The following is an 18,994-nucleotide window of genomic DNA, read 5'->3' as shown; positions in this document are numbered from 1 at the left end:
ATAATTTATATTTCGTTTAAAATTTCCATGGTCAAATCTTGAAGAAGTGCATCGATCTGATTTCCTAACTTAACCACATGAGGTCGTCTTATCATGGTTACGTGATTTCCTTCTGCAGGAATTATATGCACTGGATTGATCGCTAATTCATTCCATTCATCAAATCGGTTTTCAAAATCTTCATTGTGAAATGCCGTTTTAAATACAGTTACTTTTGTATGAACTGGCGTAGTATCTAATTCCATCATTTGAGATAAAAGCATATGATTCATTTGTATTTGTAAATATTTATCTAAATACTCATTATTCATAAACTCTTTTACTGTTGCATCTTCTCTTGCTTTGTCTATAATGATTTTTTTTGCCGACTCATAATCCATATTTTTAAAATCGTCTGGTTGCATTCCAACCATATTTCCCATTCCTAAAACTAGTGCTAGCATTTTTAACTCTTCTTGAGACATTTCTACTTTTTCTTCTGCCTCAACATACATGTTTGGAACTGTATCTAAAATGAGTAGCCCTTTTGCTGGAATTCCCCTTTTCTCCATTCGCTGTGTAAGTCCAAAGGCTAAGTGTCCGCCTAAAGAATGCCCAGCAAAATAATCTACACCCGGTCTAAAGTGATCTTTTACTGCTTTTTCAAATATATCTAGCATTTGCTCATAACTTAAAAACTGTGGTACTTCATCTTCAAATAAACCAGGTCCTTGAAGCCCATAAACATCTCCAACATTTTCTAAATTTCTACTTAACTCTATATATCCCATCAAGGTTCCTCCCGCTGGTGGTAAAAAGTAAACTCTTGGCTTATCCTGACTTCCAGAAGATAATTTCATTAGATAATCCTTTTCTGTTCTAGTTCGCTTTATTTTATTTTTACCCTGCTCAATAGCTTCTGAGAGTTCTTGAATAGTAGGATACATAAAAATCATTTTAGGGTCTAATGGAATTCCTTCTCGTTGAAGTTTACCGATTAAGCTAACTGCTAAAATAGAGTCTCCACCTAAATCAAAGAAAGAGTCTTCAATACCAAATGTACTACTACCCAAAACATCACTCCAAACTGTAAATAATTGTTCCTGCAAGTTTGTTTTTGGGGCAACCATCTCCCCCAAAGATTTTGCTACTTCAATTTTAGGTAATCTTTTTCTATCTAATTTAGAGTTTGCATTTTTCGGCAGTTCGTCCAAATACATAAAAGCTGAAGGAATCATATACGAGGGTAACTTCTCTTTTAAACTTTTAATTATCGTTTCAATTGAAATTTTACTATCGGTATAGTATGCTACTAATCTTTTATGTCCTTTTTTATCTACTTGAGGAACCACCGCTGCATCTTTCCCTTTACAAATAGCACTTATTACTTGCTCCACTTCTCCACACTCTATTCGATATCCTCGTATTTTAACTTGATTATCAATTCTTCCCCAATACTCAAGAAAGCCATCTTTTGTCCACCTTCCTAAATCTCCAGATTTATACATTTTTGTTGCTGGAACAAAAGGGTTATCTATAAATTTTTCTGCCGTTAAAGTAGGTCTATTTAAGTATGCCGTCGCTAACCCATCTCCAGCTAAATAAATTTCACCTATTACACCAATTGGTAAAGGTTGTAAAAAGTCATCCAAGACATAACATTTACTGTTAGCTATTGGTTTTCCAAGTGGAATTGAATTTTGTTTATGACTTACTTCTGTTATTGGAAATATATTTGAAAAAGCCGTATTTTCTGTAGGCCCATAACCGTTATATAGCCCTTTTGGCAAGTACTCAAGTGCCTTTTTCATATGATAAACTGACAACTCTTCTCCTCCTACTAAAACACATTTCATATGACTAATACAGGTAGGATATTGTTCTATTAATTGATTAAAAAGTGTTACCGTAAAAAAGGTTACTGTTATTTTTTTATCAATGAGAAAATTAGACAGGTTTTTAAGATTCAATCTTTCTTCTTTTTCTAGTATATGATATGACGCTCCATTAAGAATAGCAGCCCAAAACTCAAAAGTAAATGTATCAAAAGCAAAATTTACTACTGTCATAAACCTATCTTCTGGTTTTACGTTGTAATAATTTGTATTCTTAACTAGTCGTAAAACAGCTTTTTGTGGCACTACTACTCCTTTTGGAACTCCTGTTGAGCCTGAGGTATAACAGATATAAGAATTGCTTTCACTGGTAACTTTAACATGTGTTAAATCTGCTTTTAATATACCTTTTTTATTGGGTTCTTCAGTTAATGCAATCATTGGAACCTTATTCCAAGGTATACTATTCATTAATGTAGGTTGAATTACCAAGAATTTAGCGTTAGAATCTTCTAAAATAAACTGTCTTCTCTCTAAAGGCAATTCATAATCTAATGCTACATAAGTTACTCCTATTTGTTGCGTGGCTAATAAAATAATTATTTGTTCTAAAGAACTTTTAGCACATATTGCTAATACCTGTCCGCATTCAACACCTTGCGACTGTAAACTTCTGGACCATTTATTTACTTTTTCATCTAGCTCTTTATAAGTTACCGATCTATTCTCTAATTGCACAGCTATAGCCTGTGGATTTTTATTTACCTGTAATAAGAATTGTTCATAAATTGTACTTTCCTTAGGATACGGTGTTTCTGTTTGATTGAATGTCTCTGTTAATTGTATGCTGGCTTTGTTAGAAAGCATTGTGTATTTAAATACAGGTAATGAAGAAGATTCTGTAATTTCTTTCAATAGTTGAACAAATAGCTTTTGCCAGTTATCAATGGTGTCAGGCTTAAATAAACTTGTATTATATTCAAAGCTAACAGCTATTTGATCTACTTGATCAAGTACTTGAACTGATAATTCAAATTTTGATATTTTGTGTTTAACATGTAAAGGTGTCGCTTTACAGCCTGCAAAATCAATAGATAAATCTGCACTTAAAAAACCAAATAATGTTTGGATTAGTGGAGGTCGACTTAAATCTCTAACGATACTCAAATCTGATAATAGTTGGTCAAAAGGATAATTATCATGGGTTAAGTCTTGCTGAAGTATACCTGTATTTATTTTTAAGTTTTCTTCAAAGCTCAATTGATTATCTATTTGAACTCTTATCGGTAATGTATTTACAAACATGCCAACAACAGTATTCAAATCTTTGTGGTTTCTTCCTGCAACTGGAGTACCTATTAACAAATCATTCGCATTAGTAATTTTACTGATAAAGATGGCATAAGCCGTAAACAATACATTATACAAAGAAGTTTGTTTTTCTTTTGCCAATAACCTTAAATCCTTTTGTAATTGTTGAGGCAAATTAATTATCTGAGTATCTCCTTTGTATTCATACAAAGCTGGTCTAGTAGTATCAACTGGCAATTCCAATACATTAGAGTAATCTTTTAGCCTATTACTCCAATAATTTTGTGCATCACTAGTATTTTGCTCCTTTTCCCAATATACATAGTCTGTATAGTCAATACTATTTTCTGTAACCTCTGTTGCTGTATTATTATATAAACTATTTATTTCTTCAATCAATTGATTTAATGACCAGCCGTCTGAAATAATATGATGTTGACCTATTAATAATATTTGCTCTTCTTCTTTTATTTTCACTAACTTAACACGTGTTAAATCTCCTTTTTCTAAGTCGTATTCAACACCACTCTCTTGGCTTATTAAATCATCTAAAGTTTGTGTTATTAGTTGAGCTGGTACTGTAGAGAAATCAATAAACTCCAAAGGTATTTTTGCATTTTTCTTTTCAAACATTACTGGTTCGCCATTTACCTGTCTAAATCCTAGCTGTAAACTTTGATGTCTACTTAGCACAATACCTAAAATGACTTCTAATTTTTCTACATTAATACTGCCGCTAATTTGCCAAACACCTAAAATATTATATAATTTACTTTGTCCTTCTAGTTCAATGAGTGTCCAAATTCTTTTTTGTGCATGACTCAATGGATAGTTATCTGCTTTACCGTACTGAGCTATTTTTTTATAACTCGCTTTCTTTTGTCCTGATATAAAATCAACGAATTTATGAAGGACAGCATTTTCAAATAGCTGTGCCATATTTATATTGATTTTATAAGCACTGTTAATTTTTGATATTAACTGAATTGCCTTTATTGAATGCCCTCCTAAATCAAAAAAATTAGCTTTTGCATCGGTAACTTGTACTTCTAAAACCTCTGACCAAAGTTTAGCCATTGCTATTTGTAATTCTCCTTCTAAAGTTTGTACTTCTCTAACTTTTTGTTTAGTATCAAGACGTAATAATTCTTTTGAATTAATGGTGTCATCAGCTAATTTGGGCATTTTAGATAGCTGTAATATTTGAACATTTTGAAACCATGATACTATGTTTTGGTCAGCTATATTTTGTAACAATAGTTCTTGAACATTCGGTTTTGTAGTATATAATACCGGAACTATTTCTGTTTCATTGTTGATTATTTCTTGTTTAATATATTTATTATTCAAATCTAATCCAACCATAATTCTTGATTCTTCAAGTTGCATTGCTACATCAAAACTTATCAAACCACTGGAAGTATCTATGCTTAAGAATCCTCTTTGTTTAGCTAAAAGTGAAGTTTCACTAGCTTTATTCATTCCTATTTTTGCCCAAGCACTCCAATCTATTGATTTAATTGATACTTTTTCAAATGGTGATTGATTAGAAAGCCCCGATTGATAAGATGTAACCGCCGAATATGCACTAAAACCATTTCCTCCAAAAAAGGCATTAACAGACGAAAATTGCACGAATAGACTTTTATTTTTTTGTTTTCCTAATGCTTTTATAATTTTATCCGTAATACTGACTTTTACATTTATTTGTCTTTCTATATAGCTCCATGGTTGTTTCAGCACTGAATAGTTTTGAGGTTCTTCAAAGCTTTCAATTAATGAGGCTCCTGCTAAATGAAAGAAGCCCTTTATTTCTTTTTTTGAGTTAACTATTACATTTTCTATTCCTTTTTCACTTCCAAAATCTATTTTTTCATAAGAAACATCTCCTAACTTTTTCCATTTTTGTAATAAATCGCCTCTTTCTCTTGATAATGCTTTTCTACCCAAAACAACTAGCTTAAGCTTATATTTTTTAAGTAGATGAGGCACTAAAATTTCGCCAATGCCACCAAAGCCTCCTGTTATATACCATTGTTGATTGTAAAACTGTGTTGTATCAGCAAATGATAATTTTGTTTTTATTTCTTTTTCTCTTAAGGCTTCAATTTTTAAAACAAATCGATTGTAATCTCTCCATGATATAATTTCATCTATAATAGGCTGTTGAATTTCATCTTGGATATCTTCACAAGCTTGCCTATCTAGTTTATCTAAACTAATTAATTGCGCTTTTACGGTTTCTTGCTCAACGTTTAGTGTTTTTATATACCCTAATAAGGCTTCATTTTCTCCTAAATATTGCTTTACTTCCCCTCTATCTTCCACAATAATTAACAACCTTACATGCTCTGTAAAACAAGGTATTAAACTTTGTAGCATATGATGAAGATTCCCAAGCACTTTATTAACAGGAACCGCTTCTTTTTGGTATGACCACAAGTAGATTATTTCATTTATTTTTTCATCTTTCAACAAATTATTTATCAATTTATAACCTTCTTTTGATGATGGATTGATAATATAAGTTTGTCCTTGTAAAGTATCTTTAATACCATTGTCTTCGCCTTTTTGAATTACAATCGTATTCTCAGTTATAAAATCTTCAGAATGAACATTTTGATTTACAAACAACAATCGTTTTCCTTCTTGCGATTTTGTTTTAAAGTTCGTTAACTTTTTAAGCTGCCATGATGGTTTTGCAAACCATTGTGGTATTGTCCTTTTATTTTTTTCTAATACATCAATTGCTTTAATCGTTTTGTCGTATTCGTTTGTAGTAAAACGGTTTTTAATTTTAGCTCTTTGTATTTTTCCACTTATTGTTTTAGGAAAATCTTCCTCTGCTAAAGGGATGATATAACTCGCTTCTAATCCAAAACTTCTTAAAATACTCTTCTTTACAGCTTCAATTGTTATAAGCTCTTCATTCAATGTTTTTTCTCCTTCTGGAACGTATACCACTACTAATTTTTCTGTTTCCTCTAAAGGATCAAAAATGCCTGTAGCTGCCGAAAATGTATTTTTAACACCAGGAACTTCATCAATTACCGCTTCTATTTCAAAAGATAAAAAGTTAGCACCATTGATAATAATTAAATCCTTTTCTCTCCCCGTTATGTATACATTCTCATTTAAGATAAAACCTAAATCACCTGTATTCATCCAGCCATTACCTATAAAAGCTTCTTTATTTGCTTTCGGGTTATCTACATAACCATCCATTATGGTAGCTCCTTTAATCTGTAAACGACCAATTACTCCCTCTGGAATTACATTGTTTTTTTTGTCAGTAATTCTTGCTTCAGAACCAGGCGCTATCTTACCACAATGAGGCAAAGAAGCATAAATATTTTCATCAATTCCTTTTTCTATATCATCTGGAGTTGCCACTTTTAGTAAACCATTCATAGAACTTTTTTCTACGATTGCTACGCCTGTCGACTTCATTCCTGCCCTCATTTCATGACTTACTAATATACATGAGCTTGTTTCAGACATACCAAAACTCGGTTGCATAGCGCTCTTTGGGAGCCCAAAAGGTGTTAATAACTCTAAAAACTTTTGGCATACGTTTGTAGTCACTGCCTCAGCAGCATTCATAATGTGATGCAAGCTTGATAAGTTCCAGCTTCCTTTTTGAATTTCATTTTCATGTTCATTAACAAGTGCAAAAACGAAATTAGCTCCCCAAGTCATCGTTACTTTAAACTCATCTACCCAATCTAACAATCTTGTGGGATTTTCTAAGAATCGATTTACTTTTACATTTATTTGATGATATCCAAAATAAATATCTCTGGCAGAAAACATTAGTGATCCACCTACATGATCCATTGGAAGGAAGCTTAATGAAATTTCATCTTCTTTTCCAAAATCTTGTGTTTTACTACTCCACATTCTATTCACCAATGTTTTGTTTCTATGTAAAATACACTTAGGAACACCCGTACTACCTGAAGTTAACAATTGAATAGCGGGTGATTCAGGTTGTGCCTCAAACACATCTTCATCAGCTTCTGCCTTCATAAAATCTTCAGCTTCTATTCCTTCTAGCGGTTCTTCTCCCCATATTTCTTTTATAGAATTTAGTTTTTCTAAATCGCCTTTATTAACTACTACCAAAGGTTTATCTAGTAACCTCCATACATTTGCCAATCTTTGGACTATGGCATTTTCTTTTTTAAATTCACTGATGGCGCCCACTGGAGTGGGTAAAAAACCTCCTAGAATACATCCCCAATATGCCTCTATAAAGAATCGATTATCTACCAGGTTAAGAATGACAGTATCTCCTGGCTTAACTGCTTTACTTCTAAATACAGCTAATGCTTTTTGGGCTTTTACTAATAAACTTTCATAGCTAATAAAATCTCTACTTCCATCATCCAAAATAAATTGAATACCTCTCTGTGGATATTTTTTAGCGGTACCAATTAATGCATCTTTTAGAGTTTTAGGAGCGCCTTCTGGTAATTTAAGTTCTGGACCTATGGTGTGTGCTAAAGGAATGCTTTCAGCTTTATCTCCGTTATATAAATAATCTTCTTTATGCGTGTATGTAACTTCTTTAAATGGATTTAAGGAAATATCCCATTGATGCAATGGTTGGGTATAGTTTGCAACTTCTTTTAGTAATAAACAACTATCATTCAATAACAAATTATGGGAACTTGTAGCTATAAGGTTATTTATATGTTGTTCTAGATCCTGTTTTAATAATAACGTATCTATTTTACCACTTGATGTTAGTGGTAATGTATCTTTATGAATAATATGTAATTTATCTTTTAACTTATAAAAGTCATCAATCTTTGTAAGGTCTGATATACTTAGTAATCTTTCAGAAACAATACAAGCTACTAAAGCTATGATTTCCTTGTCTTTTTTAATAGGAAGAAGATAGGCATTTTTTATCTGAGTCGTTGCGATTAACTTGTAAGTCATTTTCAAAAGATCAAACCTTTTTCCATGAATCCTTATAAGACTAGTGTCTTTTTTAGCTTTTGTTGTTAACATCATATAGTAGTAATTTTTTAAGATTGTGTTTGGTTAAAATTGAATCAGGTCTCTTCAGCTCACCTACTAAATAGGTGAAAAAAGAGACATGATTTCAATATATTTTTGAATCTAGTACTCATCTAGTTCTAGAATTTGTATTGTTGAATCTTTATTCCACTTGCCTGTATCTCCTGTTGGATACAAATATGAACCTTTAAATGTTGGATTTTCTATCTTATTTTCTTCCATCCATTCTCCCCAATCTCCACAACTTTCAATGGGATTATTTATTAATAAATAAATTTCTCCTATTTGTTCTGTATTTTTGATTTCTTCTAATGATTCATTCAATATAAAAACCTGAGCTCCTTCTTCTTTGTCTAGAATACTATAGATTTCCTCTTGATCTTCGTATAAAGTGTGTATTCTTATGTTTTGTGCATCAACTATAAAAGTATCCTCATTTTGAGTTAAATTAAGTGCTCGTAATACCGAGTCATTCATATTTTCTGCTATTTGATACAACATCACTTTCAATTGATTTAGTAACCTAACTACAGTATGTTCTGAATAAATATGACTTTGATATGATAACCTGATCAATATATCTTCTTCTGGTATAATGACAAGACTTAAGGGGAAATTAGTATGTTCATAAGCCGTTGTCTCTCCTATTTTAATCAAATTATGGTCAGTGTTTGACTCATTAACATAATTTTCAAAGACTAAAATTGAATCAAAATATTGTCTTGATACATCTAGCTTAGCCGCGCTGTAGGCATCATTCAATTCAACCAACTGATAATCATTTAACTCAAACACAATTCCCTGAATTCTTTTACATAATTCTAAAATAGTTTCATATTGATTATGTAAATTTACTCTTAAAGGTAAGCTGTTAATTAACATCCCAGAAACCTCATCTATTCCTTCAAAATCTGGTAGCCTTCCTGAAAAAGTTGTGGCATATAATATATCTTTAACACCTTTAAACTGAGCTAATGTTAATGCCCAAGCTGTTTGAAGCATTGTGTTTAAAGTTACACCTTGTAATTGAGCTATTTTTTTTAATTGCACTGTTTCATGAGGGGGAATAGTAATTGATTCCTGTCGAATTTTATTCATCAATCCTTTTTCTCTATCTTCTGAAGATAACTCAGGTATTGGCTCTACCCCTCTTAAATATCTTTGCCAAAACGCTTCATTGATGGTGGTTTTACCGTATTTTAATATGTAGTTCTTAAAGTTAAATTTAGCATTAATTGTCAGTACATAATTACTGTTATTACACAAGTTATGATAGGTATCTATGATTGCATTTAAAACTAAAAATAAACTCCAACCATCCAAGATGATATGATGGAAGCTTACAACTAATAATGACTGCTCTTCTTCTAATTCTAAAAGGTTAAATCTTGGAGTAGTTAAATTGGCTAGATTAAATGAATTATTCAAATCATTATCTAGAAATTCTTGCAAATATTTTTGTTGATTTTTTTTATTTCTAAAATTTGTATATTTAATATCTGCTTTGACATTATTATGTATTAATTGAACTGGAATTCTGAAATTTTCCCAAATAAACTGAGTTTTAAGATTGTCGTAACTTTGTACAACCTGTTCAATTGCTTTTTGAAAAATTTCTTTATTTACTTTACCTATTAACTCTTGCTTTACTTGAGTCAAATATACTTTTGCCTTTGGGTAATTAATATGTTGATACAACATACCTTCTTGGTTTTTTGTTAAAGGATACACATCCTTAATACCTGAAGGCAGTAAGTTTAGTTCTTTCTCGGAAAGTTCCACACCACTAAAATCAGTTGCCTGATAGCTAAATTCTGTTGTTGTTATGCAATGATTAATTATTAACCTTAGATGTTTTATAAATAATTCGCCTAATGTTTTATACTTCGTTGTATAACCTGGAGTTGTAACTTTTACTGTAAAAATTGCATCATTTATCCAACAATTTAATTCTATTGGATAAGGCCTAACTGCTGTCGGAGCGTGAAATTTCCCTGTTGCGTTAGGTGCTAATTCAAAAGATCGTTCAGACTGATCTAACCTGCCTAAATAGTTAAAACAAATTTGGGTTTTAATGTTCTCTTTTTTCTCTAATAAACCGTAACCTAATCCTTTTTCTGGTATGCTTCCAAGAATATTTTTAACACCTAGAATTTGTTCTTTTAAACTAGCTTCATGTTTATTTGCAATAATTACTGGATAAGCAGTTGTAAACCATCCAACTGTTCTACTAACATCAACAGTATCTTTTATATATTCTCTACCATGCCCTTCTAAAGTTACAATAAAATCATTGATAGAAGTTAACTCATGGATAGCCTTAGATAAAGCCATTAGTAAAATGTCATTATAATTTGTTTTATAAACTTGATGAACTTTATTAATTAATTGACTCGTTTCTTTGCGGGTTAAGTGTATGGTTTCTTCAAAAGCATCTCCTTCTATATCTTTATTTGAAAAGTTAATTTCTGTTAAAAGTTGTTGATTTTCTATTTGCTCTTGTACCTTTTCCCAATATCTTTTTTGTGTTTTAAACTGTTTACTTTTATAATTATTTAGTGCTTCTTGCCACGACTTAAAAGAAGATGTTTTAGGAGGTAATTTTGCTTCCGGATTCTCTAATAATAAAAATAAGTCTTCTATTAAAATCCGCCACGAGATTCCGTCTACCACCAAATGATGCAAACATAAAAACAGTTTAAAATCATTTTCATCCACCTCATATACAACTGCTTTGCATAACACTCCTTCTTTTATATTTAGTGATTCTTGAACTTTTTCTGCATGCTTTAATAGCTTCTTTTCTTGATTTTTGATATTAGTTAAAGTAACAAATTCAATGACAGTTGGAGTTATATTTTCTGATACGAACTGCTCCCAATTTTCTTTTCCATTTTTTTTATATTTAGCTCTTAACATGTCATGGTGTATTGCCAATCTATTTAAAGCTGTTTTTAGACGCTCTTCTGATGGCTTAGTTTTTAAAGAGACTAAAACAGGTAAGTTCCAATGACTAACATCCTCTTTATTAAAACCAAAGAACCATTCTTGAATTGGACCTAAAGGAACTTTTCCTTTTAATTGTCCTTGATCTTTTAAATATCTGTTGCTTACAGGTAACATTACTTCTGCAAGCTTTTCAATAGTTTTTAATTGAAAAACTTGCTTTGGTTTTATTTGATACCCCTTTATCATTAATTTAGATATCATCTGCACCACTACAATAGAGTCACCACCTAATGAGAAAAATTCAGATTTTATACTAACTTCATTTAGTCCTAAAACTTTCTTCCATACCTCAGATAATATTTGTTGTTCTTTTGTTACTGCCATAACTAATACTTGATCATTTATGGTACCTAATTCTGGGTTAGGCAATTGTTTCTTATCTACTTTTCCATTATTATTTAACGGTATTGTATCAATAGTTGTATAATAACTTGGTACCATATAACCCGGAAGTTCTTCTAATAAATAAGATTGAATTTCATTTATTTTATCTTCCTTATTAAATACAATCCATGCTGCTAATTTTTTATTTCCTGCTGGATCAACAAAAACTTCAACTACTGAATCTTTTACATCTATATGATCATTAATTTTAGTCTCGATTTCACCACATTCAATTCTGTGTCCTCTAATCTTTACTTGCTTATCTAACCTACCCAAGTATTCAATGCTACCATCTGGAAGCCATCTTCCTAGATCTCCTGTATGGTACATTAATCCTTGCTTTACAAAAGGGTCCTCAATAAATTTTTCTTGAGTAGCTTCTGGGTTATTTAAGTAAGATAGAGCTATACCTTTACCTGCTGCATAGATAATTCCTGGAACACCTGGTGGTACTAATTCTTTATTTTTATTTAGAATATAAACCCTAGAATTCCTTAAAGGATATCCAATAGGAATAGAAACCTGTCTATCTACAACTTTATCAATCGGGTATGTGGTTGTAAAAACAGTATTCTCTGTTGGACCATATCCATTCATTAATCCTTTTGGTAAGTATTCTAGAGCCTTTCTTACATGACTAACAGATATCGCCTCTCCTCCAATCAATAATTTCTCGTAGGTTTTGATAACTTTAGGATTAAAATCAATTAAAGAATTAAATAAAGTGACAGTCATAAAGCCAGCTGTAATTTTTTCACTCTCTATAATTTCTGATAGCTTTTGTATGTTTAATATGTCATCTTTTGAAATAACTACAAGTTTTCCTCCGTTTAACCATGCACCCCATATTTCTAATGTAAAGGCATCGAAAGTTGTGTTTCCTAATTGAAGAAAAACATCGTTTTCATGAAAATCAGTATACTCGCTATTTACTACTGTTCTTAAAATACCTCTTTGAGGTACTACCACCCCTTTCGGTTTTCCTGTTGATCCTGAAGTATAATTTATATATATAGGATCTTCTGTTGTGGCAACTATATCGTTTACGTTAAGTGATTCTTTATCATAAATAAGATCAGCATCAACTACAAAAATTTCAGAGCTATGTTCTTTAGCTACATCTACTAAACGATAACTACATAAAATCATTGAAACTTTGGTATCCTCAATCATCCACTTTATCCTTTCCTCTGGATAGCTTGGATCTATAGGTATATAAACTGCTCCTAATTTCACAGTAGCTAATATAGAGAGGTACAATTCGTCTTCTCTATCGAATAATAATCCTATTGGTGTTTTGCTTTCAATTCCTTTGTTTTGTATTATGCTAGCAATTGTGTTGGTAAACGTATTTACCCATTGATAACTATATTCTCTCTTTAAGCCTTTTAATGCTATAGCATCACCTCTTTTTTCTACCTGTTCATACCAAAGTTCTTGAACAGTTGCTTCTTTAGTATTAAAGTTTATTTCTTTGTTCCATTTTTTTAAAATAATATGTTCTTGCGTTTTTGGTAAAACGCTTTGTTCATTTATTGACAGCGCTGGTGAAGTTATAACAGCATTTAGAACTGTTTCATATTGCTCTAAAAATTGATGTATAGTAGCTGAATTAAACAAGTTTGTATTATATATAATTTTTACATCTACATGCGCTTCTCTATCAAAAACATGACACTCTAAATCAAATCTCGTTGCCTCTTGATCATGAATTATAAATTCGGCATTAAGCCCTCCTAAATCAACTTTTTGCTCGTGTGCATTTTGTTGAACAAATAAAAATTGAAACAATGGATGCATTGAGGCTTCTCTCTCTACATCTAATTCATCAATTAATCTATCAAATGGTAAATCTTGATGCTTCCATGCATTTAAAATTACTTTTTTTGTTTGCTGTAAAAATTCCTCAAAACTCAAGTTTTCAGACATGTCAAAGTTAATAGCCAATGTATTTACAAAAAAACCAATAAGCTTCTCAATAGTTGCATCTTGACGATTAGCAATTAATGACCCTAAAACTATTTCCTCTTGCCTACTATACTTTTTGATTAAAATTGCAAAAGCAGAAATCATGGTCATATATAAAGTGCATCCTTTCTCTTCTGAAAACGCCTTTAACCTTTTGCTTAAATCTATGTCTAATGATAAAATTTGGGCACTTCCATTATATGTTTGGCTTGCAGGGCGTATGTAATCAAAAGGAAAATCTAATACTTTAGGTGTATTTAACAATTGATTTTTCCAATAGGATATGGATTCATCATAAATTCCCATATTACAATTATTTTCTTGCCATATTCCAAAATCTGCTGGCTGAAATGCTAATTCAGGTAGCTCTAATTTTAAATTGTTAGCTTTTGCTACATATAAAGCCTGTAAATCTCGAACAAAAACACCTGCAGACCATCCGTCAGAGACAATGTGGTGTATTGAAAATAGCAACTCATTCTTTTCTTCTGAAATTCTTATGAGCTTACATCGTAACATTTTGTCTTCTTCTAAAAGAAAAACCTTATTACTCTCCTCTTCTCTTAATTTATTGATCTCCTTTTCTTGTTCTTGAATAGATAAAGGGCTTAAATCAATAATAGATAAATTAATAAGATAAGGCTCTTTAATAATTTGCCATAAATTACTTTCTGAGTCAATGTTAAAATTAGTTCTTAACCCTTCATGCCTTTTTACAATAATATTTAATGTAGACTTCAGTATTTCAACATTTAACTTACCGTTAAATAGTAATGAAAATGCATTTACATAAAGTGGACTTTCTGGTGCATACATATATGTAAACCATTGTCTCTTTTGTGCCAATGACATTGGTAGTTTATAAGGAAAACTTGTTCTTCTTTTTACTTCAATCTTTAGTTGATTACTTTCTTCTGAGTTCGTCTCTATTAATTTTGCTAATGATTGCAACTCTGCCAGTTCAAATAATTGCTCAATTTTAACAATTGTATTGAATTCTTCTTTTATTTTGGTTATTAAACTTGTTGCTTTTAAAGAATCTCCTCCCAATGAGAAAAAATTATCCGTCTTACTTACTGAGTCTATATTTAAAATTAATTTCCATACTTCAGCTAATTTTTGCTCTGTTATAGATTCGGGTGCTTGAAACTGTTTTTGTTTCGCCGTTAATAAACTATTAATTCTTTCCGAATCAACTTCCCCATTCTCCTTATAAGGTATTTGCGTAACTCTTAAAACATGAAATGATTTTGCTCTTTTTTTATCTTTCCTAAACTCTTTTAAAACCTCAGTAATTTCTATGGAATCGTCATCCGTAGTAAAAAGTAATGTTTTAATTTCATTTCTTTCAGTTGTTTCATTTAATAAGCTAGCTATTTCATGCGCATTGCTATCAAGACCTATATAGGTTACTGGTTGATGTAACCTTAATCCTATTAGCATTGATGCAAAAGCTTTTTCAACGGGCATAGGCAAATACCCTCTAGAAGCTAAAACTTGTTTAATCGCTAAGTCTTTTCCCATACCGACACCATCCCATAAACTCCAACTAAAGCAATAGGCTTTTTTGCCTTCCAGATGCAGTTTCGTAGTATAATTCTCTACAAAATCACTTGCAGCAGCGTAGGTTCCTACTGTCATTCCTGATTTGATCGCTCTAGCTGATGAGGTAGTGATTAATAAACATTCTTTTCTACAATCTAGCAGTTTACTCAAGTTTTTTGTTCCTTCCACTTTAGCTAAATACATTTCTTCTAACTGACTTTTTGTTAAATCTTTCAACAGAATTTCTTGTATTATTCCTGCAAAATGAAATATTCCATCTAAAGTTTGGTTATAGTTAGCCTCTAGGTTTTTTATTTCTTTTTCAAGATCCTCATAAGAAGATAGGTTAACATTTGTATAATAGACTTCACTTGTTATTTCTTGTAAATCAACCCATTTACTTAAACTTTCTCCTTTTAATTCTTCTTTTGCTTTTCTACCAGAAATTAAAATTTTGGCATTGTATTCTTTAATTAAAAAGTGCGCTAAACGGAATCCAACTCCACCTAACCCTCCAGTAATTAAATAAAATCCATTTCGCTCAAGTGGTAATTTTTTATCTATAAAACTTCCATCTTCAATAGCTCTTGATTTTTTTAATCCAAACTCATAACGCTGTTTATTCCGGATTAAGACCAAACAGTTTTCTTCTTCATTCTCTACTTCTTTTATGATTGTTTTTATAGTGTCTTTATTAAAAATATCAACATCTAATTGAGTGGTTAATCTAATATGTTCAAACTCATGTGGTAATGTTTTAATTAATCCCGAAACTCCAGATATTCCAGAAGTACTATCTTTTTGTAAATGTGGTATTAAATTCTTAGTTATTACCAATATTTTATCAATGCTGCTCTGCACCTTATCAAATACTTTTAACATTGCTAAAAATTGGAATTCTAAATTCTCTTTTCTATCTGTAAAATCAATTACGATATTTTTACTTTCCTCATTTTTATTTAATTCATTTACTAAACCTTGCCAATTTTCAAATACTTTTCCTTTTTTTATGTCTTTCCAATCCGAGTTTTTAGAACAAATTAGTAGTTTCGATTTAGTTGTATTTCTAATAAGCTTTTTTTCTTGCCAATCTATATGCGAAAACCAGTTTGGAATAGTATTCTTTGAATTATTATTAGTTTGATAAAAAGATTCTCCTTCAATAAAATTATTATCTAAATAACTTCTTATAACAGCTGCTCTTTGCTTTTTGCCAATATTTGTTTTCGGAATATCTTTCTTTTCAATAGGAATTATTAACTCTGGTGTAATACCTAATTGAGCTGTTATTTTCTCTTTAATTTGAGTAATTACACCAGTCATAAAAGTAGGTTCTGTACCACTACAAACAAAAAATATTGCTAGAACATCCGACCCATCCTCTTCATTTGGAATACTGCAGGCTACGGACCAATTTTCCTCTACTCCAAAAACACTTTCACATATTTCTTCAATATCATAGCAGGCATAATTAATCCCATTTATTATAATCATATCTTTTTCCCTTCCTGAAATAGTTAGCCTATCATTTATCATAAAAGCAACATCGCCAGTATCCATCCAGCCATCACCTACAAAACTTTCTTTATTTGCTTTTTCATTATTACGATAACCTCTCATTAGAGTTGGAGAAGCAACCTGTAACCGTCCTTTAACCCCTTGAGGTACAATCTGTAAATTATCATTAACTATCCTTATACTAATTCCCGGTAAAGGCTCTCCTATTTCAACTAGTAATTGTTTGTTTATAGAGTCTTCTTCTGATGGTATTACTACTCCTTCTTCTGTAAAACCGACAATCCCTTGTATTCCTGATTTTGTTTTAAAAGCTGTTATTTTATCATTTATTGTCATGACAGAAGAGGTTTCTGACATTCCCCAACCTGCTTGCATAACTGAATCTTTTAAACCAAATTTAGCTAATGCCTTTAAAAAATCATGACAAACGGCGCTAGTTACTTGCTCTCCTGCATTTAAAATGCTTTTCAAAGAACTTAAATTCCATTTTCTTTCTTTCTGACTATTTATGTGCTGAGTTATGATATTAAAAGAAAAATTAGGAGACCATGTATGTGTTATTTTATATTTTTCTATCCAATCTAACCATCTTGATGGTTGTGCCCCAAAGAGATTTACATTAATTTGTACTTGAATACATTGCTTATACAAAGCTTGTAAATGAGACATAACAATACCTCCAACATGGTCTAGGGGCATCCAATTAAGATGAACACTGTTACTTTCTAATTCAAAACCCTGTGAATTAATAACTACATGGGTACATAATGTTCTATGACTATGCTGCACACACTTTGGTTTACCAGTAGTTCCAGATGTAAGTAAATGTAAGGTTATTGAATCGCTATCAATTCTATAATTAGGCTCTAAAATCCCTTCTTTTTTTAATGAATCAGTATTAATAACAACTGGGTTTTTAGAATCCTTCTCAAAAAGCTCATCCCAAACTTGTAATACATTCTTTAATTTTTCTTCTTGAAGTTCATCGCACAATATTTTAGGAAAATCTAATAGTTCTGAAACATTTTTTAATCTCTTTACATCACTACTTTCTATTCTTAAGTCTTTTAAAACCCCCATAGGAGTAGGGATGGCACCTATAAAAATAAGAGCCCAAAATGTGATTAAAAACTCATCATTTTCATGATATTGCATTATAACCACATCCTCACTTTGAATACCTTTTTTTTGGAGCCCATAAGCCCTTTGCTGAGCTTCCAAATAAAGACTATTATAACTAATAAACCGTTCCTTATTTTCACTATTTATAAAGTGGATCCCTTTTGTTAAGGGCTGGTTGGCAGCTTTATTCAATAAGTCCTCTAATTTATATTTATGATCTGATGGTATCATTAAATTCTTTCCTTGCACAAAAGACGGAAGGGCATTAGTTGGCCAACTAATTTTTTCTCTTTTACCAGAATTAATACTGTCATCAGACTCATTCTTTATGTTTCTTAGTGAGTCTATTTTAATGGTTTTTTTTTGATAGTTCGTTTTTTGTCTAAAAACCAATGTGTCATTAATAGAAAATTTTGTGAGGCTTTTATTTTTTTTTAATGCCTTTTTTTTATTATCGTTTGTATTACTAAGTTTGGTCATATGGCTCGTTAATGTTTTATAGTTTGTGAAAGTAAAAATGACTTTCGACACGTATATTATTTATCTTTACAGCTGTTTTAATAGTTTGTATTTAGAATTATAATCAGTTTTATATAGCTTTTTAATACCGCTAAAATGAAAAACAGTTAATTTATTAGTGTTCTTTTTCAATTTTAAGCTTTTAACCCCTTGGTATAATAAGGTGTAACCACCTGTAGATTTTCTTATATTTCACTTAAAATATTATCAATTATCAACACAACTGTTCATCCCTCAACTCGCAAAAATTATTTTTTTAAACTTGAGAAGCTTCATTAAATATGACTTTTACTTTGATTTTAGTATAGTAGAAATATCATCTACATGATAAAAAACCATATATAAGAAATTGATGTACATACAAGCATCATTTTTCTATATAAAACTACAATATGATTATATTAACATGACATACTTTTGATGATGTGATACTTAAAAGCGACTTAACAGAGATGGATTGCCATTCTCATTGGTTATCAGGCAAACTTAAAAAATTGAAAATTTTATATTTATTTTATTGATATTCAAATTATTTATCACCTCTTTTTTCGATTATGTTACCCGTATACAAAATATTAAGTCTTTATTTTATAATTGTTGAAGATCTTAATTCAGCTATGTTTTTAGAACAACTTATACGTACCAACTTATATCATCATTTTAAACTATTTAAAGACACAACATTTCTATTCAATAAACTATGAGATAAGATTAATGTACCTCCTCTCTTATTTTTAAATTATAAAATCTTTTATAATTTATATAGAAATAATTTT

The 18,994-nt window shown here is 30.8% G+C and carries 2 protein-coding genes; both read right to left on the bottom strand.

Features of this window, described 5'->3' with window-relative positions; all coding sequences use genetic code 11:
• Positions 1-5: 5 nt before the first annotated feature.
• On the bottom strand, positions 6-8,147 hold the full coding sequence (locus tag AC2GW8_RS12895) for a non-ribosomal peptide synthetase (protein WP_440880283.1): 8,142 nt from the start codon (positions 8,145-8,147) through the stop codon (positions 6-8).
• Positions 8,148-8,255: 108 nt separating this feature from the next.
• Entirely contained in the window at positions 8,256-18,179 is a 9,924-nt protein-coding gene (locus tag AC2GW8_RS12890; protein WP_440880282.1) for a non-ribosomal peptide synthetase, read from the bottom strand.
• Between the last annotated feature and the right edge of the window lie 815 nt (positions 18,180-18,994).

The organism is Tenacibaculum profundi (assembly GCF_057162725.1).
The sequence above is the reverse complement of the archived record's forward strand: the minus strand, read 5'-3'. Positions and strand labels throughout refer to the sequence as shown.

Bases quoted from the DNA above. Each gene is read 5' to 3' on its own strand.
- AC2GW8_RS12895 (WP_440880283.1), bottom strand. From the start codon at position 8,147: ATGATGTTAACAACAAAAGCTAAAAAAGACACTAGTCTTATAAGGATT.
- AC2GW8_RS12890 (WP_440880282.1), bottom strand. From the start codon at position 18,179: ATGACCAAACTTAGTAATACAAACGATAATAAAAAAAAGGCATTAAAA.